The following is a 22,555-nucleotide window of genomic DNA, read 5'->3' on the forward strand; positions in this document are numbered from 1 at the left end:
CTTATACACCTGATTCGCTATTAAGCTTCGCCAGCTCAACTAGTTCGATGAATTGGCTCTGAAGCGGTGTGGCGTTTGTCTCGCTGGCCGGATTAGCCAATGTCAGAATGGCATCATAATCGAAATCACCAATAAATTTCCCCCCTTGTAACTTTTGTCCAAACGCAGCGACCGCGGTTGCCAGTTTAAAGTTGTTGCTAACAGCGGCTGGATTCTTAATCTGGTCGGCAGTGACGGGGCGTTCAATCAGCAATGACTGTTTGCTTTCTGGCTGCTTATATCGCAACTTAATAAACGCAATTTCTTCACTCTTGCTTGGTTGTGGTTGATGCTCATTTTGGTAACGTAACGGGTCTGTGGAAGGTTGTTTTGCATCGACCATGGTGAGCTCGTACAGGGCCGTCACTGTGTGACCTGCGCCAATATCACCGGCATCTACTTTGTCATTATTAAACTCATCATTTGATAGCATCCGATTCTCGTAACCAATCAGACGATATTCAAGAACGCGGGAGGGATTAAATTCTACTTGGATCTTTACGTCCTTGGCGATCGTTAGCAAAGTACCGCCCATCTGATCTATCAGGACTTTCTTAGCTTCTAGCAGCGTATCAATATAGGCAGCGTTACCGTTACCGACATCAGCAATCTGTTCCATCAATTCGTCGTTATAGTTACCATGGCCAAAGCTCAGTGTGGTGAGACTGATGCCGTCCTCGCGCTTTCGAGCCACCAGCTGTTTTAGCGCGTCAATATTGGTGGTGCCCACATTAAGATCGCCGTCACTACACAATATGATGCGGTTAACACCGTCAGCCACTAGTGCATCTTCGGCCAACTGATACGCCAACATAATGCCAGCTTCGCCATTGGTTGAACCACCCGCTTCAAGCTGGTCAATCGCTTGAAAAATGGTTGCTTTTTGATCCCCTGCGGTGGGTGGTAAAACGATGCCCGCTTGACCTGCATAGACAACGAGCGACAGCGTATCTACGCCTCGCATTTGCGATGCCAGCATTCGCAATGATCGTTTGACCAAAGGCAGCTTGGCTTCACTTTGCATAGAGCCACTGACATCAACCAGGAAAACTAAGTTGGCGGGTGGTAATGCCTTATTGCTACTGAGCTCATACCCTTTTAAACCGATCTGGAGAAGTAAACGATCATTGTCCCAAGGCGAAGGGGCTATTTCCGTACTGACGGTGAAGGGTTGCTCTACTGATTTCGGGGCCGGGTAGTCATAACTAAAATAATTCACCATCTCTTCTACGCGAACAGCGTGATGATTAGGCAAGGCCCCCTGATTTAAGATACGACGCACATTGCTATAGCTGCTGGTGTCGACGTCAATGGAGAAAGTAGAAACAGGTTGTTCGAGAACCTTAGTAATAGGATTTGAGGTGTATGCCTGATAGTTTTCTCGATTTTTTTCTGCGGGCGCTTGGCGAGCAGGGCGGGGCATGACCAAGGCTATACTCATATCACTGTGGGCAACGGACTTTTGTTGCCGTTTTTCCATCGCGACTTGTCGCGCCTGGATCTCTGCTTCCACGGCGTTGCCGGCCGTTTCCTCGTTATCGGTTTCGTTGTAATAGCTACATGCCGTGGTGAATACACCCGTAATAATTGAAAGCAGGATAATGTGGCGCATTTGATCACCTTAGTTGTTCGCGCTGTTTCCCTGTTAAACGCGGCGAATGGGATCTGGGGCAATCTGTTTGCGAATGTTATTAGGGTGCTGAAGTCTGCAACGGTGCCAACGAACGTTTTTCATTGAGTTCACTGATGATTTGATCCCGTTGTTGTGAGGACATCGTGCGCCAGTTAGTGATCTGAATTAACGTGCGCTTACAGCCAACACACGCATTATCGATGAGCTTGCAGTTGCCAATGCAAGGGGAAACTATCTGCTTGGGCGTGGGGTTGTTGTTCATCTTTGCTTCTTATCTGTTAGATAGCGTGACGACTAATCTGTCTCAAGTTAAAGAATGCCAGATCTTTACCATTTGTCACTAATAGCGAGCAGTATGTGTTTTGGCACGGTTAATGTGGACTACTATGCAGCTAGCATAAAAGAAATAGGCGCTGCGTTTTATGTCACATTCTGTTAGCATACGCGGCTGTTTTTGTGAGCTACTTCAAAAAGTGTCGGGTCTTAAATGTTATCCAAGTTATTTGCATCTTTAACGCAAAATCCACGGGCGGATTTGCTCTCAGGTTTGACAGTGGCTTTGGCCCTGATCCCTGAAGCAGTCGCGTTCGCCTTTGTTGCTGGTGTGCACCCGCTGGTGGGATTGTATGCAGCATTTATGGTCGGTTTGATCACGGCTTGTATCGGTGGTCGCCCAGGCATGATCTCTGGGGCAACCGGGGCTTTGGCTGTTGTGATGGTTGCGCTAGTGGCTGAAGCTACTCGGCGCTATGGTGCGGATGCAGGTGTGCAATACCTCTTCGCGTCAGTGGTTCTGATGGGCTTTATTCAGATCACAGCTGGGGCGTTAAAACTGGGCAAGTTCATTCGTATGGTGCCGACACCTGTAATGCTTGGTTTCGTTAACGGTCTGGCTATTGTCATCTTCCTTGCTCAACTGCCACAATTGCAGTCATTCACACCGGAAGGGAAGTGGGGCTGGTTATCTGGTGACTGGCTAAGTGGGATGCAACTTGTCCTAATGTTGGGAGCCGTGGGTGTTACAATGGCGATCACCCACTTTCTACCCCGATTCACTAAAGCGATTCCATCTGCTCTGGTAGCGATTGTGACTGTTAGTGTGGTTGTTTTGATGTTTGATTTAGACACCAAGCGCGTTGGTGACCTCGCTAGTATCGCTGGTGAACTACCAAGTTTTGCGTTGCCCCAGGTGCCGTTGAACTGGGAAACGCTGCAGTTAATCTTACCTTATTCAATTATCTTCGCTGCAATTGGTTTGATCGAGTCATTGCTGACCGTGACTGTGATTGACGATATGACAGATACCCGCGGTAAAGGTAATAAAGAGTGTGTCGCACAGGGTGTGGCTAACGTCGTGACGGGTAGTTTTGGTGGCATGGGTGGCTGTGCCATGATCGGGCAAAGTATGATCAATGTCAGCTCAGGTGGTCGGGGTCGTTTATCTGGTATCGCCGCAGCCTTATTCTTGCTTGGCTTCATTTTGTGGGGCGCACCGCTGATCGAACAGATCCCCATCGCCGCGCTGGTCGGTGTGATGTTTATGGTGGTAATCGCAACATTTGAATGGTCTAGTTTCCGTATTTTGAGCAAGGTGCCGAGGCATGACGCATTTGTGCTGATCCTGGTATCTGGTGTAACTGTGGTGACAGATCTGGCGATCGCCGTTGTTGTCGGTGTTATCGTCGCTGCGTTAGTTTTTGCCTGGGAGCACGCTAAACATATCGGTGTCAGGGATTCCATCGATAAAGATGGCTGGAAGATCTATAAGCTGGATGGACCGCTATTTTTTGGTTCAGTCAGTGATTTTAAAGAGTTGTTCGATCCGAAAAACGATCCTGATGATGTCGTTATTGAGTTTAAACGGGCGAGGGTATGTGATCACTCTGGCTTGGAAGCGATTGACTCGATCGCCGAAAAATACTTAGCAGAAGGTAAACGTTTGCACCTGCGCCATTTAAGTGCTGAATGTCGAATGTTGTTGAGCAAAGCGGGTAACCTAGTTGAAGTGAATGTGATTGAAGATCCGTCATATCATGTTGCTGCTGACAAGTTAGACTAACGCTTCGGTTTTAACTGCGTCATTTCAAAAAAGTCAGCCTATGGGCTGACTTTTTTGTATCCGCTACTCGTAGAAACGCGCCATCATCCTATCGCAATATTGGTTTAAGTTTGGATAGTTATGGCTCAGTTGTGTGAGGGGGGTTGATGGCTTGGAGAGACATACGTTGGCGAGTACGCCGAATACGCTGGCATCAACACTGCAGGGTTGCTCGCCCATCATATATGGCTTATCTGCCAGGTAGAAAGACAATGCTTGTAAATCCTTATCAGCAATCTGCCATATCTCTTTTGCTGAGTGCCTAGACAACCCTTGACCCCAAAGGTCACGCTTTATCTTCCTGCGGAGTACCGTAGCTACTAATGGACGGATAATTCCAGGAAGTGGTTTAAAGAACTCCTGCCTTATGTGCGCCCATCCGGTGTCGTCCTGCCAGCGGCTATAGACCAGCACCCAGTAAAGGTGCTCATTACATAAACGGGAGAAGCTCTTAGCGATCGCCTTTTGCTCTTGAGTTAGCCACGCGTCAACTTGCTTTGCCTCGTTAGCTAGCAAATGTTCAATGATAAGTTCTGAATCGCCTAGTACCTTACCGTTCATAACAACGTAGGGCATTTTGCTTTTGGGCGCGTTGCGCAGATCGGCCCCGTAATGGTTGCGGTAATCTAGTCCTGCAATTTTTAAAAAGGTCTCAAGCTTAAGGCACAATGAACTCGCATTAGGCACGCCCAAAGAGGGAGGAAACTGGTATAGATCAATCATTTGACAGCCTTCACTCTAATTATGGGGATATCATAGCGAAGTGTTCTTAGATTTTGATTGTTTTATGTTCAAAGTATTACTTAACACACAGTTTGGCTAAGCGTGTTGTTTTACATCACCGGTTGCGAGTAATTTCAATCCTCGCCCAATCAGTATATGGGCGCATAAACCACCGAAGAACATGGCTATGACCATTGGCGCTGCACCGTCGCCATGGCCCTGGGCAACAGCGATACTAAATAGCGCGCCCATAGCGAATTGAGTGGCACCAAGCAGCGCCGATGTCGTACCAGCGTTCATGCTAAACCTCTCTAGTAACAGGCTACTGGCGTTGGGAAATACAAAACTATTTAATCCCATAAATATTGCACATAAAGGGACTAGGAGCCAAAGGGAGACGATGTCCATGGAGACACATATAACTAATGTTGAAATAGCTGCCAACTGACAGTGTTGCGCCTTACGTAGCACGGTTCTTGGGCCAAATAGTCGTGCTAAACGGCTATTAAACGCGGCTCCTAACATCATCACCACCACATTAGCCCCAAAGTAAAAACCAAAACTCTGTGGATCGATCTTCAATACTTCAATGTAGACATAAGGCGAAGCCGTTAGAAAGGCAAAGAAAGCGCCACTATTGAGCGCCATACCAAGCAACCAAGGCCACAATAATGGCCGTTTTACTACGCTGAGGTAGTTATTCTTTATGTTGCCAAAGTTAAGCGCATGTCTATGTTTGTTTGATTCTTTGAGCGCAAAAAAGCTCCATAGCAGCACCATCAATGACCAAGCACCTAAGAATACAAAAATACTCCGCCAGCCGAAAAAGTGGAGCAGCATGCCGCCTAATGTCGGCGCTAACATTGGCGCTAACGTCATCACCATAATAATGGTTGAACGCACTACGATCGCTTCATGTCCACGATAGCGATCAGTGATGATCGCGTTGATGACCACGGAGCCGGATGCACCGCCGAGTGCTTGTAACACTCTGACCCAAAGGAATTCGTTAGGCGTAGTAACGTTAGCGAGATAAAAACTGGACAAAGAAAAGATCGTTAAACCGAGCAGGGCGATGGGGCGCCGGCCCAATGCATCGGTTAACGGACCGTGAATCAGCTGCCCGATGGCAAAGCCGATCAAAAATGTACTCATTGAACCCTGGATGGTGCTTAACGGCGTAGAAAAATCGCGCGCCATACTTGGCATCGCTGGCAAATACATATCGATAGCAAGGGGAGTCAGTGCAACGATAGAGGCAAGAAGTAGAACGCTCCGCCACATAATAGAAGCGCATCCTTAATTATCAGGTAAGAGTTTTGTATAGCCGAAACTACGTTAGGTTGTTTTACGGCGCATGTTGCTATACCGCTTGTAACTATAGTGCAGTAAAGGTGGTCGTAACTGGTTTATTCTAACCGCCTAGTGGGGTTAAAGATCTGAATTATTTAGTTTTACAGTAACGATTTGTAACAGAGCTGATAGACTCAACTGCATAACCGAGTTCGGCGAAAGCGTCGACGAGATCCAAACAAACGTTTTCAAAGGGGTTGATAATGGGGGAATTATGGAATTAACGTTTATCGACGGCGTACTAAGTTTAGATTCATACCTTACTGTAACAATCGGGATTGTGGTTCTGTTTATTGGTCGACGGCTGAACAGTGCGATCGGGTTTCTCAAAGAGTTTAGTATTCCAGAGCCTGTTACCGGCGGACTACTTATTTCTATCCTTATTGGTATTGTTTATGGGCTATTTGGTGTGGAAGTACAGTTTGATCTGCAGGCCAGAGATGTACTGCTGATCTATTTCTTTACCACCATAGGTATTAACGCCAGCCTGAAAGACCTACTTAAAGGCGGTTTGCCCTTGGTTATTCTGCTGGGGCTGACCGTTAGCTATATGGTCATTCAGAACCTAACGGGGATAGGTGTCGCTGCAGCTTTTGGGCTTGAAGGCGCTGTGGGTATGCTCAGTGGTTCGGTCTCGCTGATTGGTGGGCATGGTACTGCTATCGCGTGGGCTCCTCGCATCAGTGAAGAGTTTGGTATTTCGAATGCCATGGAGATCGGTATTGCCAGTGCCACTTTTGGTTTGATATTGGCCAGTCTGATGGGCGGTCCAATTGCCAAGTACCTTATTAATCGACATGATCTTAAACCAGCGCAGCAAGCGCCGATAGATATTGGTGTTGTTGATGAAAAAGCGGGCGGACAAAACATCACCGCGTTTGGTTTCCTTGATGCCGTGCTTGCTATTCATATCAGCGCCATTTTAGGTATGTTCTTGAACGAAGGTGTTGCTTCACTTGGCTTGCAATTACCTCTGTTTGTGACCTGTCTGTTCGCCGGTATATTAATCACTAACTTGTTACCTGATTCTTTTCCTCGCATCAGCGGTACCAAGTGGCCCTCAAGAACACCTGAAGTCGCATTAATCGCTGATCTGGCATTGGGTACCTTTTTAGCGATGTCTTTGATGAGTATGCAGTTATGGAGTTTAATTGATCTTGCTGGCCCTATGTTTACCATCCTCGCTGCGCAATTTGTCATGGCAATATTGATTAACATCTTTGTTATTTTTCCTGCCATGGGTAAAAACTATGACGCAGCGGTTGTGTGCTCCGGTTTTGGTGGTATCTCCCTGGGCTCCACCCCCACAGCCATGGCGAATATGTCTGCAGTCTCTCAGCGTTATGGTACATCCCATTTGGCGTTTATTATTGTGCCTTTGGTTTGTGCATTCTTTATTGATTTGGTGAATGCACTGATGATCCCATTCTTTTTGGCAAACTTTTAGCAAACCAGCAGGGAAGGTGGCTTGGGCTGCTTTTCCTGTTTTTTTAGTAGCTAATCTGTGACGACGCAGGGAGTGGCAGGTGTTTATCGAGCCCAGAGTAGGGTTCCGGCGCGGCGTTCGACGGCGTCTTTCTGTTGCTATAACGAAAAATCGTTATTGGAGAGCCGTTGCATATAGCGGTTGGCAAGAAGGTTCAGTGTTGACGCGCGTTGCTCGCATCGATAATGAACGACTTGCTCCGACAATACCCACAATAGACTGAGTAACGTGTATAGCGTTTGTGCGCTCTGCCACGATAATTGTTCGTTCCGATTACTCGTACTAATGCCCCGTTGTGCTGCGTAATGTTGCCATAACAGGTCACTATTGCTGCTATCTAGCGCGTCGGTTGCGCTGGCAAGGTCAAATAGTGGGTGACCTTGATCGGCATACTCAAAATCGATTAACTGCATTCCGTCGTTGCCGATCAAAATATTCTCAGGTGTTAGGTCGTGATGGCAAACACACGAGGGCAGTTTACTCTGTTCAATTGAACTGACGATGTTTGGTATTTGAGTGATGTACGGCTTCAGCGCAGTGATCCACTGAGGATGTGATTTTTCAGCCAGGTTATTCCAGTAGTATTCAACGCGGTGCTGATATGAATATGACGTGGTGGGTAGCGCAGGTAAAGCATGCAGACGAACCAATAAGCGGCTCAGAGCCTCTATATCCAATACGAAAGGCGTTTGTTGGCATACATAGTCTGTGACACAGAATTGATGCTCATGACTCCAGAACAGGAGTGCGGGTGCGATACCTATATCAGCGCATCGTTGCCAGACCAAAGCTTCATTGTGGCGATTAATCAGCGCCAAGTTTTGATTGAGAAGGCGTAGGACTTGTTTAGGCGGCTTATCCCCCTGGCTGATGGCAAAGACTGTATTGCCAAGGCCTTGATTGAGTGGGCTTATGGATAAGCTCTCCAGTGGCCCACAAAGAAGCGCTTGAGGAACACGCGCTAAGCAGTCTCTGGCGATCAGCTCTGGTGACACTGTGATAGTTCCTGCTGCCTATGCTTACGTTGCCAGCTGAAGTAGCCCAGTATTGCCAGCACAATGTAGATAGCAAAAAGCAACGCGGTTAGATAGAGGCCTTTTTCGAAATAGAGATAGATCGATACGCCATCGATAACTATCCAATACAACCAGTTTTGTAGTACACGGATGGCGACAAGGTAGGTGGTGTAGACTGCAAAACAGGTGGTCGCGGCATCTAAGTAAGCAAACTCAGCATGGGTGTAGGTAGACATCAGGTAGCCTGCAATCAAAGAAAGCAGAGTGACTACGCTGACGATAGCAAAGTGCTTTTGCCCTGACCAAGATATAACCATTAGTTGTTGGTTCTCAGCCGTGTCCCTGTGCCAGAGATAAAAGCCATAAATCGCCATTATCATGTAGTAGACATTTAGGGCTGATTCCATGAGTAGTGCAACTTGCCAAAAAAGCACGGTATATATGAGTGTGCTTGCGAATGCAGCAGGCCAGCACCATTGGCTGCGGTTCATTGCTAGTATCAGGTAGGCCAGAGCAAGTATGACAGCCACCAACTCCCATCCCCACATACCATGAAGTTGGTTTATCGCTTGCTGCCACCATGAAAAAGATTGTTCAGTCATCAGATATGACGCTATTCACTATGGTCAAGATTGACCCCGCCGGGAATAAACTTACACACAAACACACCGCGTCCCCATTTCTGATAGGCGTTCGCCATCTCATCACTTAAAATAGTCATAATGGCATTGTGGTCGCCTTGAATTTGAGTGCTCATGCCATTGGTTTTACGCTCGAGTTGTGGGTAAGCATCTAAACGACCAATAAACCACTTGATGATATCGATGTAGTTATCCTGTAGCGGGTAGAGACTAATTTCGACGGCCGTTTTCATGATGATTCCTATAGATAGTGATAGCGGAAAGTAACACCGAATTGTTGCGGATCGCCGTAGCGTTCATAAAGTTTGGGAGCCCAATCCTGATCGGGTTCGTTCCCAAAGTAGAAGCCACGGACACCATACTTTTCGTCTGTGATGTTTCTGCCCCACAGATACACGGACCAATCTTCTTTTTCATAGCCTAAACGTGCGTTAAGTAACTCGTAGCTGTCAGCTTTTTGATCGTGATTATCTGAGTAGTAATAGCCATCAGAGCCGTTCAAGTTGATATTGGCAAACCAGCCTTCATCGTTACGCCATGTGGCACCAATACTGAACTGATAATTGGGAGAATGTGCTAGTTCTCGACCAGATAAATCGAGCTCAGAGCCATCTGCTTGGGTGACGACATAGTCGTCAAATTCAGTATCTAATAAGCCTAGACTTGAGTACAGAGTAAGATTATCCGTCGCTTGCCACGACGTTTCTAACTCTAAGCCATAGCTATCGGAATTGGTTGCATTCGCGGTATATAGGAAGAAGCGCTGAGGGTTGTTCGGATCTTGAGTAGAGGCTTCCACTTGTTGATCATCTCGATGCATATAAAACAGGGCAGCCTGCACTGATACTTGCTGCTCTGGCCAGTATCCCTTTATGCCGAATTCAAGATTATCCAGTGTTTCACTGTCGAACTCTCGGTTATCACTGAAATCATCGGGTAAACCGGTGTTGAACCCTCCAGCCTTATATCCGCGCGCCAGTTTGCCGTAACTTTGCCAGCGTTCATTGATTAAGTAGTTGAGTGTGATATGGCCGCCCCACATCGTTTCGTCTGGATCAAAGGAGTCACCACCGTCATCATCGTATGAAGCGTCTCGCTGTTCTACTCTAAGTCCTAATGACAAACTGGTAGCGGCATTGAGCTGCGTGTCTAACTGACCAAATAGCGCAATGCTAGTTGCTTCGTAGTCACTCTGCAGGAACAGATCGGGGAAGCCGTTATAGTAGCTTTCCAGGTCATTATCTTCCTCTAAACGTTGTATATACAACCCGGTCAACCAGTCAGTAGTGCCGCTAAAAAGCCTTGATTCTTCAGTAGATAACAAGCGAACTTCCTGAGTGTAAGTGTCACGAGTGGCCTGTTTGTCCCAAGTGTAGTCGTACTGACAGGGGATCTGGTCAGTGAAATCGCCATTGCCGTTTTCATCATAATAATCAGTACAGCTCAACGCAGACCAATATTCTGGATTTGCCCAGTCGCCATCATAGGCATGACGGTGATTGGTATGTGCAGCACTGGATATTGATACCAGATCAACAAATTCATTAAGCTCCCAGTTTAGCTTAAGGGAGCCGCCTGTTGTTTCCTGCTTATCCTTACCAGGTTGGTCGGTTAGGGTGGTAAAACCATTATTGTCTAATGTCCAAGCGTCATAGCCATTGTCAAAGTTGGCGTAGAGCAGGGCTAAATCAACTTGCAATTCATCACTCGCAAACCAGCGAAACTTACTACGTAATGTTAGTTCGTCACGTTCGTTGCTATCGTCTGAACCGAGATAATCGTTATCTCTGAAGCCATTTTCGTTATGTTGCTGTATCGAAACGCGATAGAGCAGATCACCGCTGTTATCAACTGGGCCAGAGGCAAAACCTGCATAACTGAATAGGTCTTCTTGGCCACCACTGATCTCTGCACCAAACTCTCTCGTGTCAGTCGGATCATTACTGGTCGTATAGATCATACCTGCTAGGGCATTAGCGCCAAAACGGGTGCCTTGGGGGCCACGCAACACTTCCACCTGCTCTATGTCATAAAGACTGGAGGTCATTCCCAAGCCAGAAAGATCAATGTCATCGACAACAAAACCAACAGAACTGTTGGGGGCCCCTTGATACTCCTCTTGTTCACCTACACCTCGGATTTGAAAGTACTTTGGCCGGGAACTTCCACCTGCCCAACTTAAATTGGCAACGTTGTGTAAGAGGTCTTCAAAATGTTCGCCGCCCTCGTCTTGGATCAGGCTACTGTCTAGAACAGTAATGCTCGAAGCTGAGTGTTGTAGTGATTCGGAGCGGAAGCTGGAGGTAACTTTGATATGCTCTATATCTTCATCTGCTACCGTAGGTGCTGCGCTGAATACAGGCAGAGGGATACCCAAAGTGGTAATGATGGCGGCGGCAAGCTTAGTTTTACGGGGTAGAGTGGAAAAGAGCATATATGCATTTACCAGTTTTTGGGGAAGATTGGGGCTGGTATTTGTGCTCGATGAAAAGCGCCATTCCTACGCCGGTACCAGCCGGTTCAGGTTCAAAGGGTTCATCATTGATGTCTCAGTTCTGAACAAGAACACCCCTTGGCCGAGAGCAATTATAAATGAGTTTTAACTAAATAGTGACAATAGTTTTACAACTACTCATGTTAAGGCGAGCCATAACTGATGCAAATGATGAAATAGGGGAGCAATACCAGAAACGCCAGGAGTTGACGTTGCTGTTGAGTTTTCTATTCTGATTTTTCCAGCGCAGCGTTTCTTTGTTCCATTAGTCGCTTTGCTTCTTCTGCATCAAGCTTAATATTACCGAGACGCTCGGTGTATTCACTGAGAGAGACACCATCAGCAGCCGCCGGTGCTTCGGTGGGTTTATCTTCTTCCTGTAATGGCCCGTCAAGCCCAACAATTTTTGCCGGTTTAAGTTTTACTTGCTCGGTTTGAGCGCCCGCTTTATTGCCCGCTTCAGCATCTCCGTAATGCCAATTGCCTTGTTCGTCCTGCCACCGGTACACGTTAGGTGCGTCAGCTTCGACACCTAATTTCTCCTGCGCCTGTCGGCTTAGCATTTTAAACGATAACAAAATACGGTTTTTCCAGTATCGCCAAACGGTACTTTGATCTTGAGGAAAGATCGTTGCGGTGGTTAGCAATGGTTTGCCATCGGGGCCTTTAATAAAGAATGGACCAGCGCAGGCACAAACGATAAGCAGCACTAGAAGAGTAAGATATTTTTTCATTGTTTTAGCCACCGCTTAATTTGGCTTGGTAGCCAGCTTTAGTTAGTTCGTTAAGCAGTAGGTCGCGTTTGTCGCCTTGAAATTCAAGTTCGCCGTTTCGAACCACACCACCACAACCAAGTTGTTTCTTTAGGGTTTTACAAAGCTTTTGCAGGTCTGAATGAGTTAGAGCTAGCCCTGTCACAACTGAAACAGTTTTCCCTCCGCGGCCTTTCGTTGAGCGAGATATCCGAACACGACCGTCTCCAATTATCGCCGTCGTATCGACATGCTTTTGTGTTACCACGCGACCACCGTCGGTGCTATAAACAAGATCTTGTTGTGATTCATTGGTCGACACCGTGGACGGTGCTGCCTGACCGGTTAGTGCAGCGAGATCGGCAAATGAGGATAATTTCTTAGACATCTGTAGCGGGCAATCAGCTTAATGATTGTTACATTGTCACCAACCCTATGGCGTGGGTAAAGCAAATTTCCTCAATATTGATGTTAACGATAGAGTTTTTTCTGCATACGGCGTTTATCAATGCGTCGTGCGCCGTGATGTAGCTTTGCTTGCAGCAAGCGCAGTAAAGATTTAGGACGTTCATACACCAGGCTCAAACAGGCTAGCCCTATGATCATAAATAGTATTCCAGGTACCGGTGTAATGATTAGCGCTGCGCCCAATAATATTAATGTGACGCCAGTGATTGTGAGTAGTACCTTTTTCATCATGCTTCGCCTCTTCTAAACGCGCTTAATAACTAATATCTACTCTGAACCGCTGAGATGCCAGTTGTATTTGGTAACACCCTGTGAACATTCCACACGGTGATTACTTGAATTATAGGATTTTCATGCATACTAGTAGTTAGATCTATAACTTCTTCAGGAACTTAGATATGCAAAGGAAGCGTTGCTTCACCTCCTTTTTTCTCTGCAAGGTGTTTTCCATCTTGCTGGCCGTCGCTACATTCCCCGCGCTTGCAGATGATATTGACTCAGAAGTTAGGCGTATCGTTGATAATCATGAAACAAGCAAATTGCTTATTGATGAGTATGCTACGGCCAAAGGAGAGCAAAGGTTGCTTTTGCATCTGCGCGTGCAGTCTCTGCTCGATTATCAAACAGAAGTTTTACCTGGATTGCTAGAGGAGCTCGCTAATCCTGATGCGACGGTTAGCGATGAGACGCGGACCTTGATCACTAATACCTTGGTAGCTCAAGGGCAAATACTCAACCGATCCTATCAGCAAAGGAATAGCGATCTAGAAGATAAACGGGCGGCATTTGATGGATTGGATAGTAAGCAAGCTCTAAAAAATGAGTTAGCCATGGCTAATGTAGAGAGGGGGATTAACCGCTTGTTATCGTTACGCTTGGCACTATTGGGTTGGGAGTCCAAGCTCGGCGTTGATGTGACTGAACAGAGTGCGTTATTGGTTGCAGATGTTACGTTGCGCGCGAACGAGCTTAGCTTACTGCTGAATTTCGCCAACACTAGAATTGGTGAGTTGGCGGCAGAGCTCCCCAAAGCCACTTCCTATGAAAAAGAAGATATCGAATATGCGTTACGCCGCTTGCGAATTAAACGAGAAATTTGCACCGAGAGTATTGAGGCTGCAGTGACAGTGCTTGAATCTCTTGATGTGAATTCTGACTATTTTAAGCAGGTATTGATCACCAGTACTGGGGCTGTTAGTGAAGATATATTTGAGGTGAAAGTACTATCAAGGCTGCTCGAAAATTGGACAGAAGCTGCAACTAATTGGTTCGGAGAAAATTCGATCAGCTTCATTGTTAAGTTAATTGTATTTTGTGCAATTTTGTTCGGTTTTCACCTTTTAGCTGATGTTGCCCGTACCGTCGCGACCAAAGCGGTCAGTAATTCAAAGCTAAAATTGAGCAAGCTACTGCAAGAGTTCTTTATCTCTATGGCTGGTAAGGTCGTATTTTTTATTGGCTTGATGATTGGTTTAAGCCAATTGGGGGTGCAGCTCGCACCGCTGTTGGCTGGTTTTGGTGTGGCAGGGATAGTGATTGGTTTCGCTTTACAGGGCACCTTGTCTAATTTTGCATCTGGAATGATGATCCTGATTTACCGGCCGTTCGACGTTGGTGACATGGTGATAGCTGGTGGCGTGCAGGGCAATGTGAAGAAGCTAAGTCTCGTTAGTGCCACTATTCAAACAATCGATAATCAACGGATTGTCGTACCGAATAATATGATTTGGAATGATGTGATCACCAATATCACCGCGGAAAAAGTACGACGCGTCGATATGGTGTTTGGCATCAGTTACAAAGACGATATTGACCATGCCGAAAGGGTGCTCCATGACGTTGTTTCTTCACATCCGGCGGTACTAAAACGACCAGAAATCATGATAAAAGTAGCCAACTTAGGGGAGTCTTCGGTTGATTTTTGGGTGCGCCCCTGGGTTAAGACTGAGGACTACTGGGATGTATTTTGGGACCTAACAAAGTCAGTCAAACAGCGCTTTGATAAAGAGGGGATATGTATTCCATTCCCACAAAGGGATGTTCACCTGTTTCCATCTGCCGATCCCGTCACTGTTGATGTGAAACCAAGCAGTAACGGCAACCTGCCGGCAGATCAGTAATTAACTTCTCGCGATTAAGAGCTACCAAGATTGGCGTCTTTGATAGCTCTTATCTTTGCCTTTTTGCTTGGCAACGGCGATAGATTGGTTTCGGCTGAGTAGAATACGCCATTGATACCAAGTTTCCCGCCGTAAAATACGTGGAAGGGGGCTTAGCCAGTGCTTTTGATACAAAGTCTTAATGGCCGAAATGGCATCAGGTGATCGCTGGCAAAGAGAGTCGATGAACGCTATTGCTGCGGCCAATGGTTCGTCGTGGATTTCGGTGATGACACCAAAGCGCAGAGCCTCGTTTGCGTCAAAGGTGTCCGCTGACATAGCCAGTTTCATCGCTATGTCCCGACGCGATAGCTCCATTAGGGCGCGATTCCCTCCCATATCTGGTATTAATCCCCAACGCGTTTCCATCACAGAAAAATCAGCTGACGGTGTTGTGAAGCGAAAATCACAGCCTAAAGCTATTTGTAATCCGCCTCCCCAGCAGCGCCCTTGGATCACCGCAATGACAGGGATTGGCATTGTTCGCCAGCCAACACTCACTTGCTGAGCTAAATTAGGCTGCCACGGGTGCCATTTCCAGAGTAGTTTTAGTCCGGCAAGACGATCTGTTAATACCGATTTAATGTCTAATCCAGAACAAAAATCGTCACCGTTTGCGTCAATGATTACCGCCCTGCAGTGACGATCCCGTTTGATCACCTTTTGTGCCGCCGCTAGTTCGGTAAACATCAACATATCCAACGCGTTGTGTTTATCTGCGCGATTTAATGTAACGCGGGCAACTTGGTTTTCGAACTGGAGTGTAATTCGTTTAAACATTATCTCATCCGACCACTTTCTAGAGGGTAAGATTAACAGTTCTCAGTGGTTTGTTTTGAGAGCCCAATCAACAGATTGAACTCTCATTGAATGGCACTAAAGTGCAACTTGTGCCGCTTCAAGTTGGGCAAACAGCGTATTCGCTTTCTCCATCAATTTTTGCGCTGAACGCACTTTTCTTTGCTTGATAAACGAATTTGAAAAGTTGAGATAACGGTTCGCAAGCGACCGTCTTATCTTAACTAACGGGGTAAAGTCGCCGGGAAGATCTCTAGCTAAGGCATTGACATCTTTGTTTATTTTGTCAATTTTTGCCACGGTATTCGCATGTTTTAACCGCTCATCGAAACTGTTAAACGTTGAATGATAGAAAATATCAGCAGCTTCATACGGGTAGTCAGGGGCATTTCCTAAACCGAGTTGTCTCTGGTAATTCGCTACTTCGGCAACGGCACTCTTTAGTTCTTTACCTAGCAGGATGAGGTCATTTAAGGAAGGACTCTCCGAGAATGCGGCTTCCCCGGCGTCAATGAGAACGTTCAATTGGGTAACATCATGGCTGGCTAACGCAGTGTTAAACTCTTTCGCAAACAGTTGCTCAGCTTTTTCCGTTGGATTGGGCCGGTATCTGTTTTCTATGGTTTTAAGTTCCGCTAGTAGCTGGTAGATATCATCGCCATCTTCGCTGTGAGCGTAATTACCTTTCTCTAATAGCTTGTTAAAGCGTTCATCTAAGATGTCGACCGTAGATTGCCAGCGTTGCAGTAGGTCGACATCTAAGCGCGCTAAAAGATTAGAGTCTGGGTAAAGTGTTTTAGCTGCGTTCAGTTCGGATTCAATGGCATAGTAGTCGGGGTAGGTGCCGTCTCTATTATTTAAAATGTCATCAATGCGCTGTTCATAAAAACTTAATAGCTGCGTCCGGTTCGAACGTAAAACGCCATTGATAAAGAGCTGCTTATGCTCTGGGATCTCTGGCAGTAGTTTAATAAGTTCCGCCGCCGAGAGCGCTGCAATCGCTTGCTCTTGATTCGCTTCACTTCTCATCGCTTGTAATTCGGCGCTAACAAGTAGTAGTTCATCTTGCTTCATGCGATAGATATGAGCGCTTCCGAATACCAAGCAACTGGTTAGCATGATGGTGGTGGCTAGCGGCCATAAGTTGCGATTAAATTTGTGTGTAAATTCAGCCATGCTACCGATCCGGCTGTCCGCACTGAAGGCTAGGCCTGAGCGTAAGGTGAACCAACGCCACCACGGAATATGTTTAGGTTTCTTCGCTGAGATATTCTGTTTTTTTGCTATATCTGCAGGCTGGCGATCAAAGGGATGTTTGCTGGATGCTAGCTCATAGGCAATACAGCTGAATGCGTAGATATCGTCACTGGTTTTAGGCTCTTTACCTGCGATAAGTTCAGGAGACGCATATGTTGGGGTATAGCCATTTACCGGTGCGTTTGTGTTTGCAATGACAGCTGAATATTTGTCATTAAATTTATGCTTGGCGTGCGCGACACCAAAATCAAAAACTTTGATGGTGCCATCCCGGGTTAGCATTATGTTGGCGGGTTTAAGATCAGCATGCACAACCCCTTGGCTGTGAGCATAGCTCAGGGCATCGGCTAGTTGGTTTAACAGTGCCTTGGCGTTTTTATAGGGCAGGCCGATGGGCCGAGAGCGCTTGATTACCGCTTCTAGTGTTTCGCCGTCTAGCCACTCCATCACCATGTAGTGTTGACCCGCTTCGAAGCCATAATCGTAAACTCGAATGATATTAGGATGACTTAGCTGCTGTGTTCTGCGCGCTTCTTGGACAAGTAGCTGGCGCGCTTCTGGTTGGTTGACAAATTGCTTTTGCAAGATCTTAATTGCGACAGCGGTATTTTCTAATCCCGCTTGCTGGAGAAGAAGGTCGTGTGCTTTGTATACATCGCTCATTCCCCCTCTACCAAGCAAGCTATCAATTTTGTACCGACCGTTGATTACTTTGCCGATGAGTTGATTTGGTGCGTCTGTTGTCGGTTTCTTTGCGCGTTTACCCGCGCCATTTTCACTGCGTATAAGGGTTTTATCTGCAGATGATGGGGGAGTGCTCTGTGCGATAGCGGGTTGGCTTGGCTTCGAAGATGTTGTTGCGGTGCCGTCAGTTTTTCGTGGATCTGTATTACGGGATTTTTGACTTTCCATGTCACGACCTATTCCAGTGAGTTGCCTTCAACCTCGAGCAGACAACCTGATTACTATTGACCTAACTGTCTGCAAATGAGCTGACGTCGGACTTTAGCGATCCTAAGTTTAGAAAACAAGCATTTTGGTCAATAAGCTGTCGTCGATCCAATTTGAGTGTCAATGATTTGACATTCAATGTAAGTCAAATTAGCCTTGCCTTGTTAAATATTGAGTTGAAGATGTTTAGCGAGTCTCAACTCGCCTTAGTACCTTCATGGAATGAAGAAGAGATTAGAAATGGAATTGACCCTTTCTGTTGTTAGCTACCATCGTTTTACCTCTGGTCTGGAAATCTCAAAGACGCTGACAAAGCACAGTGATGAGCGGCTTACCATCGGACGAGCGCCTGATTGTGAATGGCAGCTTCCCGATCCTGAGCGAGTTATCTCTGGACGTCATGCTGATATATGCCAATCCGAGGAAGGTTGGGTTGTTCGTGATACGTCCACTAATGGTTTGTATGTTAATCGCGCAGTTAGCCCCTTGGGTGATGACGAGCACCTATTAACTGCAGGCGACTTGCTAACACTGGGAGATTACGAAATCGAAATCTCCTCGGGTGAAAAAGTGAACGATGATAAGCACGCTGCTAGCGAGCCTGTACATCCGCAGATATTAAACGACAACCCGTCAAAATTAGCAGCAGCTGAGGAAGAGTTTGGCTTCAGCATGAGCGCGTTGAATAATCAGGCCAAGCAGAGCGAACCGAAAACTGTTGTCTCTCACAATTCTGCCACACCGTCTTTCGACCTTTCAGATTGTTTTTTCCCGCCATCGACCGAAGCTAATAAGACAAACACAACTTCCGCCGAGACTATTATTCCAGATGAGTGGGATAGCCTTGTCGGTAACCTAGCAACCCCAGCTGTGGCTGCCGCCAGTCCAGCAGTTGAAACACCAAAGCCTGCAGAAGTGGTGAGTAAATCTGCCGCGCCTTCGGTTGCAAGCACAGGGATGGAAGCGTTTATGAAAGGCGCAGGCATCCCTGCAGAGATGATACCAAAAGAGCATCAGGGCGAGTGGTGGGGACAGCTAGGTATGGCATTCAACGAGATGATGAGTGGGTTAATGGCAACTCTTCACTCCCGTTCTGAATTTAAGAGCGAGTTTCGGGTTAACCAAACCATGTTTAATACCCGTGAAAATAATCCTCTTAAGTTTTCTGCGACTTTTGAGGACGCGCTACACAATCTATTCAATCGGAACGGTCCAGGGTTTTTGCCAGCAGTCACAGCCATTCAGGAAGCGCACCGCGATATAGCTCAGCATGAATGCGCTTTAATGAGCGGGTTAGAGGGGACTCTGGTCGGCGTGCTTGGGCTTTTAGAACCAGGCTCAATTGAAAGTCGCCAGTATGCGCAGACATTACTTGAAAAAGTGAACCCGGCGCAGGTAAAAGCACGCTACTGGAACCTCTACTGCCAGCTGTATGGGGATCTTCACTCTGAATTAAGTGAAAAGGGGCCAAGCCTGTATATGGACGATTTCGTAAAAGCGTACGAAGCGAGTATTCAGCAACAAAAAGATCAACAAGGGGACTGATAGTGATGTTCTACAAAACGCAGATAATAGGGTTGTTATTCTTTTGCTTGGTTGGATGCCAAGCCGTCAATGCAGTGGTGGAGCCCTACACCTATCTTAATTTTCACGTCGCGGACGATAGCAACCCTGATGCTAAGGGGCGTCCGTCTCCGGTGGTAGTGAAAGTTTACGAATTAAGCTCGCGAACGGTATTCGACAGTCAGGACTTCTTTACGCTTTATGATGAACCTGAATCGGTTTTGGGCCCAGATCTATTGGTTAAAGATGAGTTTGAATTTGAGCCTGGTGCGGTCAGCGAGTTCAAAATGAAGATAAATCCGAATGTTCGTTATGCCGGGGTTTTAGTTGCGTATCGTGATATTGAAAACGCTAAATGGCGTGAAGTGATAGAGATTGATACCACCGCATACGATGACCTTGATGTTTATATCGAAGAGCTTGCTGTATATCAGCGTTAATACCAAACAATAGTTCGGAAAGGATTCTAATGAGCGATTTTTGCCGTGTGGCTTGGACAGAAGGTATGTTCTTGCGGCCACAGCATTTTCAACAGCAGGAGCGTCATGTTAGTGCGCAGCATCGGGCATTAGTGAGTCAGCTGCTGCCGTTTGCTTGGGGGGTGTCCTCCTATGAAACAGATACCGCAGCATTAAAGTGCGGCCAATTTGGTTTGCGTGAGTACAGCGGTATCTTGCCGGATGGCGTTTCTGTAAATGCACCTGCGAGAGAAGCGCTCCCGCAAGCATTGGCGATCCCGCCATCGACGAGAAACAAACTGATTTACATTGCCGTACCTACTGAGCATGCGAATAATTTGAATCTGTCTGCTGTTGAAGATGGGCAAGTTACCCGGTTTCAATACGCGGACCATGAGGTTATAGATGTTTCTGTTGGCTGCGATGCCGCAGAAACTTTGCAACTCGCCAGGTTGGTGATGAGTCTGAAACTGGAAGGCGATGAGATGGCTGGATACACCTTTATGCCTATTGCCAAAGTATTAGAGGTCACAGAAGAAGGTGGAGTAGCCCTAGATCCTAAATACGTCCCACCTTGCCTAAACGTGCAACGGATCCCCAGGCTCGCAGCATTGATCAAAGAGTTGGCTGGAATGCTGGCGCAGCGAGGAGATGCTTTAGCTGGCCGACTCAGTCAAGGGCAAGGTACCGCGAGTTCAATTGCAGACTTTTTAATGTTGCAATTAATTAACCGGCAGCAACCTTTGATCGAGCAACTTGCTTGCCATGAAGGCACCCACCCTTATGCGCTGGTGCAGCAGTTATATGGTTTGGTTGGCGAGCTAAGCACGTTTTGTTCTGATAGCAAGCGGCCACAACCGATGCCAAGCTATCGCCATGACGAACTCACCAGTTTGTTTGGCAGTTTAGACGTACTCCTAAACCAAAGCTTGAGTACGGTGCTTGAGCAGACAGCGATTAATCTTCCTATGGAAGTGACTAAATTTGGTATTCGGGTGTCGTCTGTGCCAGACAAAGGGTTGTTCACTTCCGCGACATTTGTACTGGCGGTTAAGGCCGATATTCCGCCAGAAGAGCTGCGGAGTAACCTACCTGCCCAGCTTAAAGTGGGACCAGTCGAACATATTCGTGATTTGGTAAATAACCAATTGCCAGGGATCTTAGCTGCGGTATTACCGGTTGCACCACGCCAAATTCCATATCACGCTGGTTATCATTACTTTGAGCTGGACAAAAGCAATGACTATTGGAAACGCCTGAATGCCAGTGGCGGTATTGCAGTGCATTTGTCGGGTAACTACCCGGGATTAGAGATGGATCTTTGGGCAATTAATCAATAATCGCGTTAATGGCATATCAGGGATGATAAGTAATGTCTGAGTCAACAATTATTAAACCTCGACCAGGTGGTCGTAAAAGGGATTTATCACCTGCACCCGCAAACGATCAGGCGGCTGAGAGCACTGTAATATTCAGCCAGCCGAGCTTGAAGCATTCAAAAGCTAAGATCCCTGGTTTGGGGGATAACTTAGTGGTTGATAGCGCGAGCGTATTGCTCTCCCTCGTATCACAGATACGTGCAACGCCTCGTCATGGTGATGTTCCATCTTTACGTCAAGCCTGTATCGATCTTGTGAGAGAATTTGAGACTGATCTGCGGAAGCATGGGATTGATGGTGAACAGATCGAAGGCGCGCGATACTGTATCTGTTCATTAATTGATGAAACCGTATTGAATACACCATGGGGGGAGCAGTCTATATGGTCATCCCAAAGCCTGTTGTCTACGTTTCACTCTGATACGTTAGGAGGCGAGTATTTCTTCACATTGCTCGATCGTTCACTTGCTGAGCCTCACCGTTATCGAGACCTTTTGGAGCTTCAATACCTCTGTCTGTCCTTAGGGTTTAACGGCAAAATGCGCATAGAACCACAAGGTTTGTCCAAACTCGAAGATTATCGATCCAGAGTTTTACGGGCGATTGAAATCAACCAACCGGAAAGGCCAAAAGAGCTGTCGTGGCGCTGGCGTGAGCGCGTGCTGAATGGTGAAGAGTTGCAGGGGGGATTTCCGGTATGGGTGATTGGTAGCGTGCTAGGTTTGGTATTGCTATCCATCTATATGGTATTTAACTATCAAATAAATGAGTATTCCAATCAAATATATACAGAGTTAAATACCTTAGCACCTTGGCAAAAGCCTGTTCAACAGGGGATTGTCGCCGAGTATGGCGATACCCGCCATATTGCGCAGTTACTACAAACGGAAGTAGATCGAGGTATTTTGGCGATTAGCCATCAACCCGATCGATTAAGGCTAACTTTACGCTCTAGTGAGCTTTTCGGCTCTGGCAGTGCAGAGATAAAGGAGAGCATTTCTCCCGTACTAGCTAAGGTGGCAAGAGCACTAGAAACAAGTCAGGGTCGCATACTTATTACTGGCCATACAGATGACCAACCTATTTTTACAAGCAAGTACCCATCCAACTGGCACCTATCTTTAGCACGCGCTACTTCGGTGGCGAATGTTCTATCGTATAGCGCAGATCTTCATGGACGATTGTGGCCGGAGGGCAGGGGAGAAGCAGAGCCGCTTGTCAAAAATAGTAGTACATCCACACGTGCGCAGAACCGCCGTGTCGAAATAGATATCCTTTACCGCTAAA

General features: G+C 46.8%; 20 protein-coding genes and 1 riboswitch. Of the genes, 7 read left to right on the forward strand and 13 right to left on the reverse strand.

Annotated features, from left to right (window positions below; genetic code table 11):
• Position 1: 1 nt before the first annotated feature.
• Both EXY25_RS02140 and EXY25_RS02145 read right to left on the reverse strand, forming a co-directional pair.
• Complete coding sequence (locus EXY25_RS02140; RefSeq protein WP_207232091.1) at positions 2 to 1,651, reverse strand: vWA domain-containing protein; 1,650 nt, start codon at positions 1,649 to 1,651, stop codon at positions 2 to 4.
• Positions 1,652 to 1,730: 79 nt separating this feature from the next.
• On the reverse strand, positions 1,731 to 1,934 hold the full coding sequence (locus tag EXY25_RS02145) for a DUF1289 domain-containing protein (protein ID WP_130565559.1): 204 nt from the start codon (positions 1,932 to 1,934) through the stop codon (positions 1,731 to 1,733).
• 225 nt (positions 1,935 to 2,159) lie between these two features.
• Between EXY25_RS02145 and EXY25_RS02150 the strand changes: the two genes are divergently transcribed.
• On the forward strand, positions 2,160 to 3,731 hold the full coding sequence (locus tag EXY25_RS02150) for a SulP family inorganic anion transporter (RefSeq protein ID WP_130565560.1): 1,572 nt from the start codon (positions 2,160 to 2,162) through the stop codon (positions 3,729 to 3,731).
• A 63-nt stretch (positions 3,732 to 3,794) separates the two neighbouring features.
• Here EXY25_RS02150 and EXY25_RS02155 read toward each other — a convergent pair whose 3' ends face one another.
• Together EXY25_RS02155 and EXY25_RS02160 are read right to left on the reverse strand one after the other, a co-directional pair.
• Positions 3,795 to 4,493 (reverse strand): glutathione S-transferase family protein, encoded by a 699-nt coding sequence (locus EXY25_RS02155; protein ID WP_130565561.1) that lies wholly within the window; start codon positions 4,491 to 4,493, stop codon positions 3,795 to 3,797.
• A 96-nt stretch (positions 4,494 to 4,589) separates the two neighbouring features.
• Entirely contained in the window at positions 4,590 to 5,777 is a 1,188-nt protein-coding gene (locus tag EXY25_RS02160; protein WP_130565562.1) for a Bcr/CflA family multidrug efflux MFS transporter, read from the reverse strand.
• A gap of 283 nt (positions 5,778 to 6,060) precedes the next feature.
• On the opposite strand from EXY25_RS02160, the gene gltS reads away from it, so the two are divergent.
• Complete coding sequence (gltS, locus tag EXY25_RS02165; RefSeq protein WP_130565563.1) at positions 6,061 to 7,293, forward strand: sodium/glutamate symporter; 1,233 nt, start codon at positions 6,061 to 6,063, stop codon at positions 7,291 to 7,293.
• A gap of 137 nt (positions 7,294 to 7,430) precedes the next feature.
• Here gltS and EXY25_RS02170 read toward each other — a convergent pair whose 3' ends face one another.
• From EXY25_RS02170 to EXY25_RS02200, 7 genes are all read right to left on the reverse strand, one after another.
• Positions 7,431 to 8,327 carry a phosphotransferase gene (locus EXY25_RS02170; RefSeq protein ID WP_165419225.1) on the reverse strand — a complete coding sequence of 299 codons (897 nt, stop codon included), beginning with the start codon at positions 8,325 to 8,327 and terminating at the stop codon, positions 7,431 to 7,433.
• Positions 8,312 to 8,950, reverse strand: a complete 639-nt coding sequence (pnuC, locus tag EXY25_RS02175) for a nicotinamide riboside transporter PnuC (protein ID WP_130565565.1) — start codon at positions 8,948 to 8,950, stop codon at positions 8,312 to 8,314. The genes EXY25_RS02170 and pnuC overlap by 16 nt, the downstream gene beginning before the upstream one ends.
• Positions 8,951 to 8,961: 11 nt before the next feature.
• Positions 8,962 to 9,222, reverse strand: a complete 261-nt coding sequence (locus tag EXY25_RS02180; protein WP_130565566.1) for a YkoF family thiamine/hydroxymethylpyrimidine-binding protein — start codon at positions 9,220 to 9,222, stop codon at positions 8,962 to 8,964.
• A gap of 8 nt (positions 9,223 to 9,230) precedes the next feature.
• The gene (locus EXY25_RS02185) at positions 9,231 to 11,423 is read right to left on the reverse strand and encodes a TonB-dependent receptor (RefSeq protein WP_130565567.1); all 2,193 of its coding nucleotides are present in this window, start codon (positions 11,421 to 11,423) and stop codon (positions 9,231 to 9,233) included.
• 46 nt (positions 11,424 to 11,469) lie between these two features.
• Positions 11,470 to 11,572, reverse strand: a riboswitch (TPP riboswitch).
• A 138-nt stretch (positions 11,573 to 11,710) separates the two neighbouring features.
• On the reverse strand, positions 11,711 to 12,217 hold the full coding sequence (locus tag EXY25_RS02190; protein WP_130565568.1) for a DUF4124 domain-containing protein: 507 nt from the start codon (positions 12,215 to 12,217) through the stop codon (positions 11,711 to 11,713).
• A 4-nt stretch (positions 12,218 to 12,221) separates the two neighbouring features.
• Positions 12,222 to 12,623, reverse strand: coding sequence for a translation initiation factor (locus tag EXY25_RS02195; protein ID WP_130565569.1), 402 nt, complete (start codon positions 12,621 to 12,623; stop codon positions 12,222 to 12,224).
• 83 nt (positions 12,624 to 12,706) lie between these two features.
• A complete protein-coding gene (locus tag EXY25_RS02200) occupies positions 12,707 to 12,934 on the reverse strand; it encodes a PGPGW domain-containing protein (RefSeq protein WP_114336653.1) in 228 nt (75 codons plus the stop codon).
• A 167-nt stretch (positions 12,935 to 13,101) separates the two neighbouring features.
• Here EXY25_RS02200 and EXY25_RS02205 point away from each other — a divergent pair, with 167 nt between their 5' ends.
• On the forward strand, positions 13,102 to 14,823 hold the full coding sequence (locus tag EXY25_RS02205) for a mechanosensitive ion channel family protein (RefSeq protein WP_246019477.1): 1,722 nt from the start codon (positions 13,102 to 13,104) through the stop codon (positions 14,821 to 14,823).
• A 21-nt stretch (positions 14,824 to 14,844) separates the two neighbouring features.
• Here the strand turns inward: EXY25_RS02205 and EXY25_RS02210 are convergent, their stop codons facing one another.
• The gene (locus EXY25_RS02210; RefSeq protein ID WP_130565570.1) at positions 14,845 to 15,642 is read right to left on the reverse strand and encodes a crotonase/enoyl-CoA hydratase family protein; all 798 of its coding nucleotides are present in this window, start codon (positions 15,640 to 15,642) and stop codon (positions 14,845 to 14,847) included.
• 96 nt (positions 15,643 to 15,738) lie between these two features.
• Positions 15,739 to 17,829, reverse strand: coding sequence for a serine/threonine-protein kinase (locus EXY25_RS02215; RefSeq protein WP_130565571.1), 2,091 nt, complete (start codon positions 17,827 to 17,829; stop codon positions 15,739 to 15,741).
• Positions 17,830 to 18,108: 279 nt separating this feature from the next.
• Here EXY25_RS02215 and tagH point away from each other — a divergent pair, with 279 nt between their 5' ends.
• The 4 genes from tagH to tssL are packed head-to-tail and all read left to right on the forward strand — an operon-like array spanning position 18,109 to position 22,554.
• Positions 18,109 to 19,413, forward strand: coding sequence for a type VI secretion system-associated FHA domain protein TagH (gene tagH / locus EXY25_RS02220; RefSeq protein WP_165419226.1), 1,305 nt, complete (start codon positions 18,109 to 18,111; stop codon positions 19,411 to 19,413).
• Positions 19,414 to 19,418: 5 nt separating this feature from the next.
• A complete protein-coding gene (gene tssJ / locus EXY25_RS02225) occupies positions 19,419 to 19,871 on the forward strand; it encodes a type VI secretion system lipoprotein TssJ (RefSeq protein ID WP_114336649.1) in 453 nt (150 codons plus the stop codon).
• Positions 19,872 to 19,900: 29 nt separating this feature from the next.
• Positions 19,901 to 21,229, forward strand: a complete 1,329-nt coding sequence (gene tssK, locus EXY25_RS02230; protein ID WP_114336648.1) for a type VI secretion system baseplate subunit TssK — start codon at positions 19,901 to 19,903, stop codon at positions 21,227 to 21,229.
• A 32-nt stretch (positions 21,230 to 21,261) separates the two neighbouring features.
• A complete protein-coding gene (tssL, locus tag EXY25_RS02235) occupies positions 21,262 to 22,554 on the forward strand; it encodes a type VI secretion system protein TssL, long form (RefSeq protein ID WP_130565573.1) in 1,293 nt (430 codons plus the stop codon).
• The last annotated feature ends 1 nt before the right edge of the window (position 22,555 follow it).

It is taken from the genome of Corallincola spongiicola, assembly GCF_004284785.1.
In the GTDB taxonomy this organism is placed as follows: Bacteria; Pseudomonadota; Gammaproteobacteria; order Enterobacterales; family Neiellaceae; genus Corallincola; species Corallincola holothuriorum.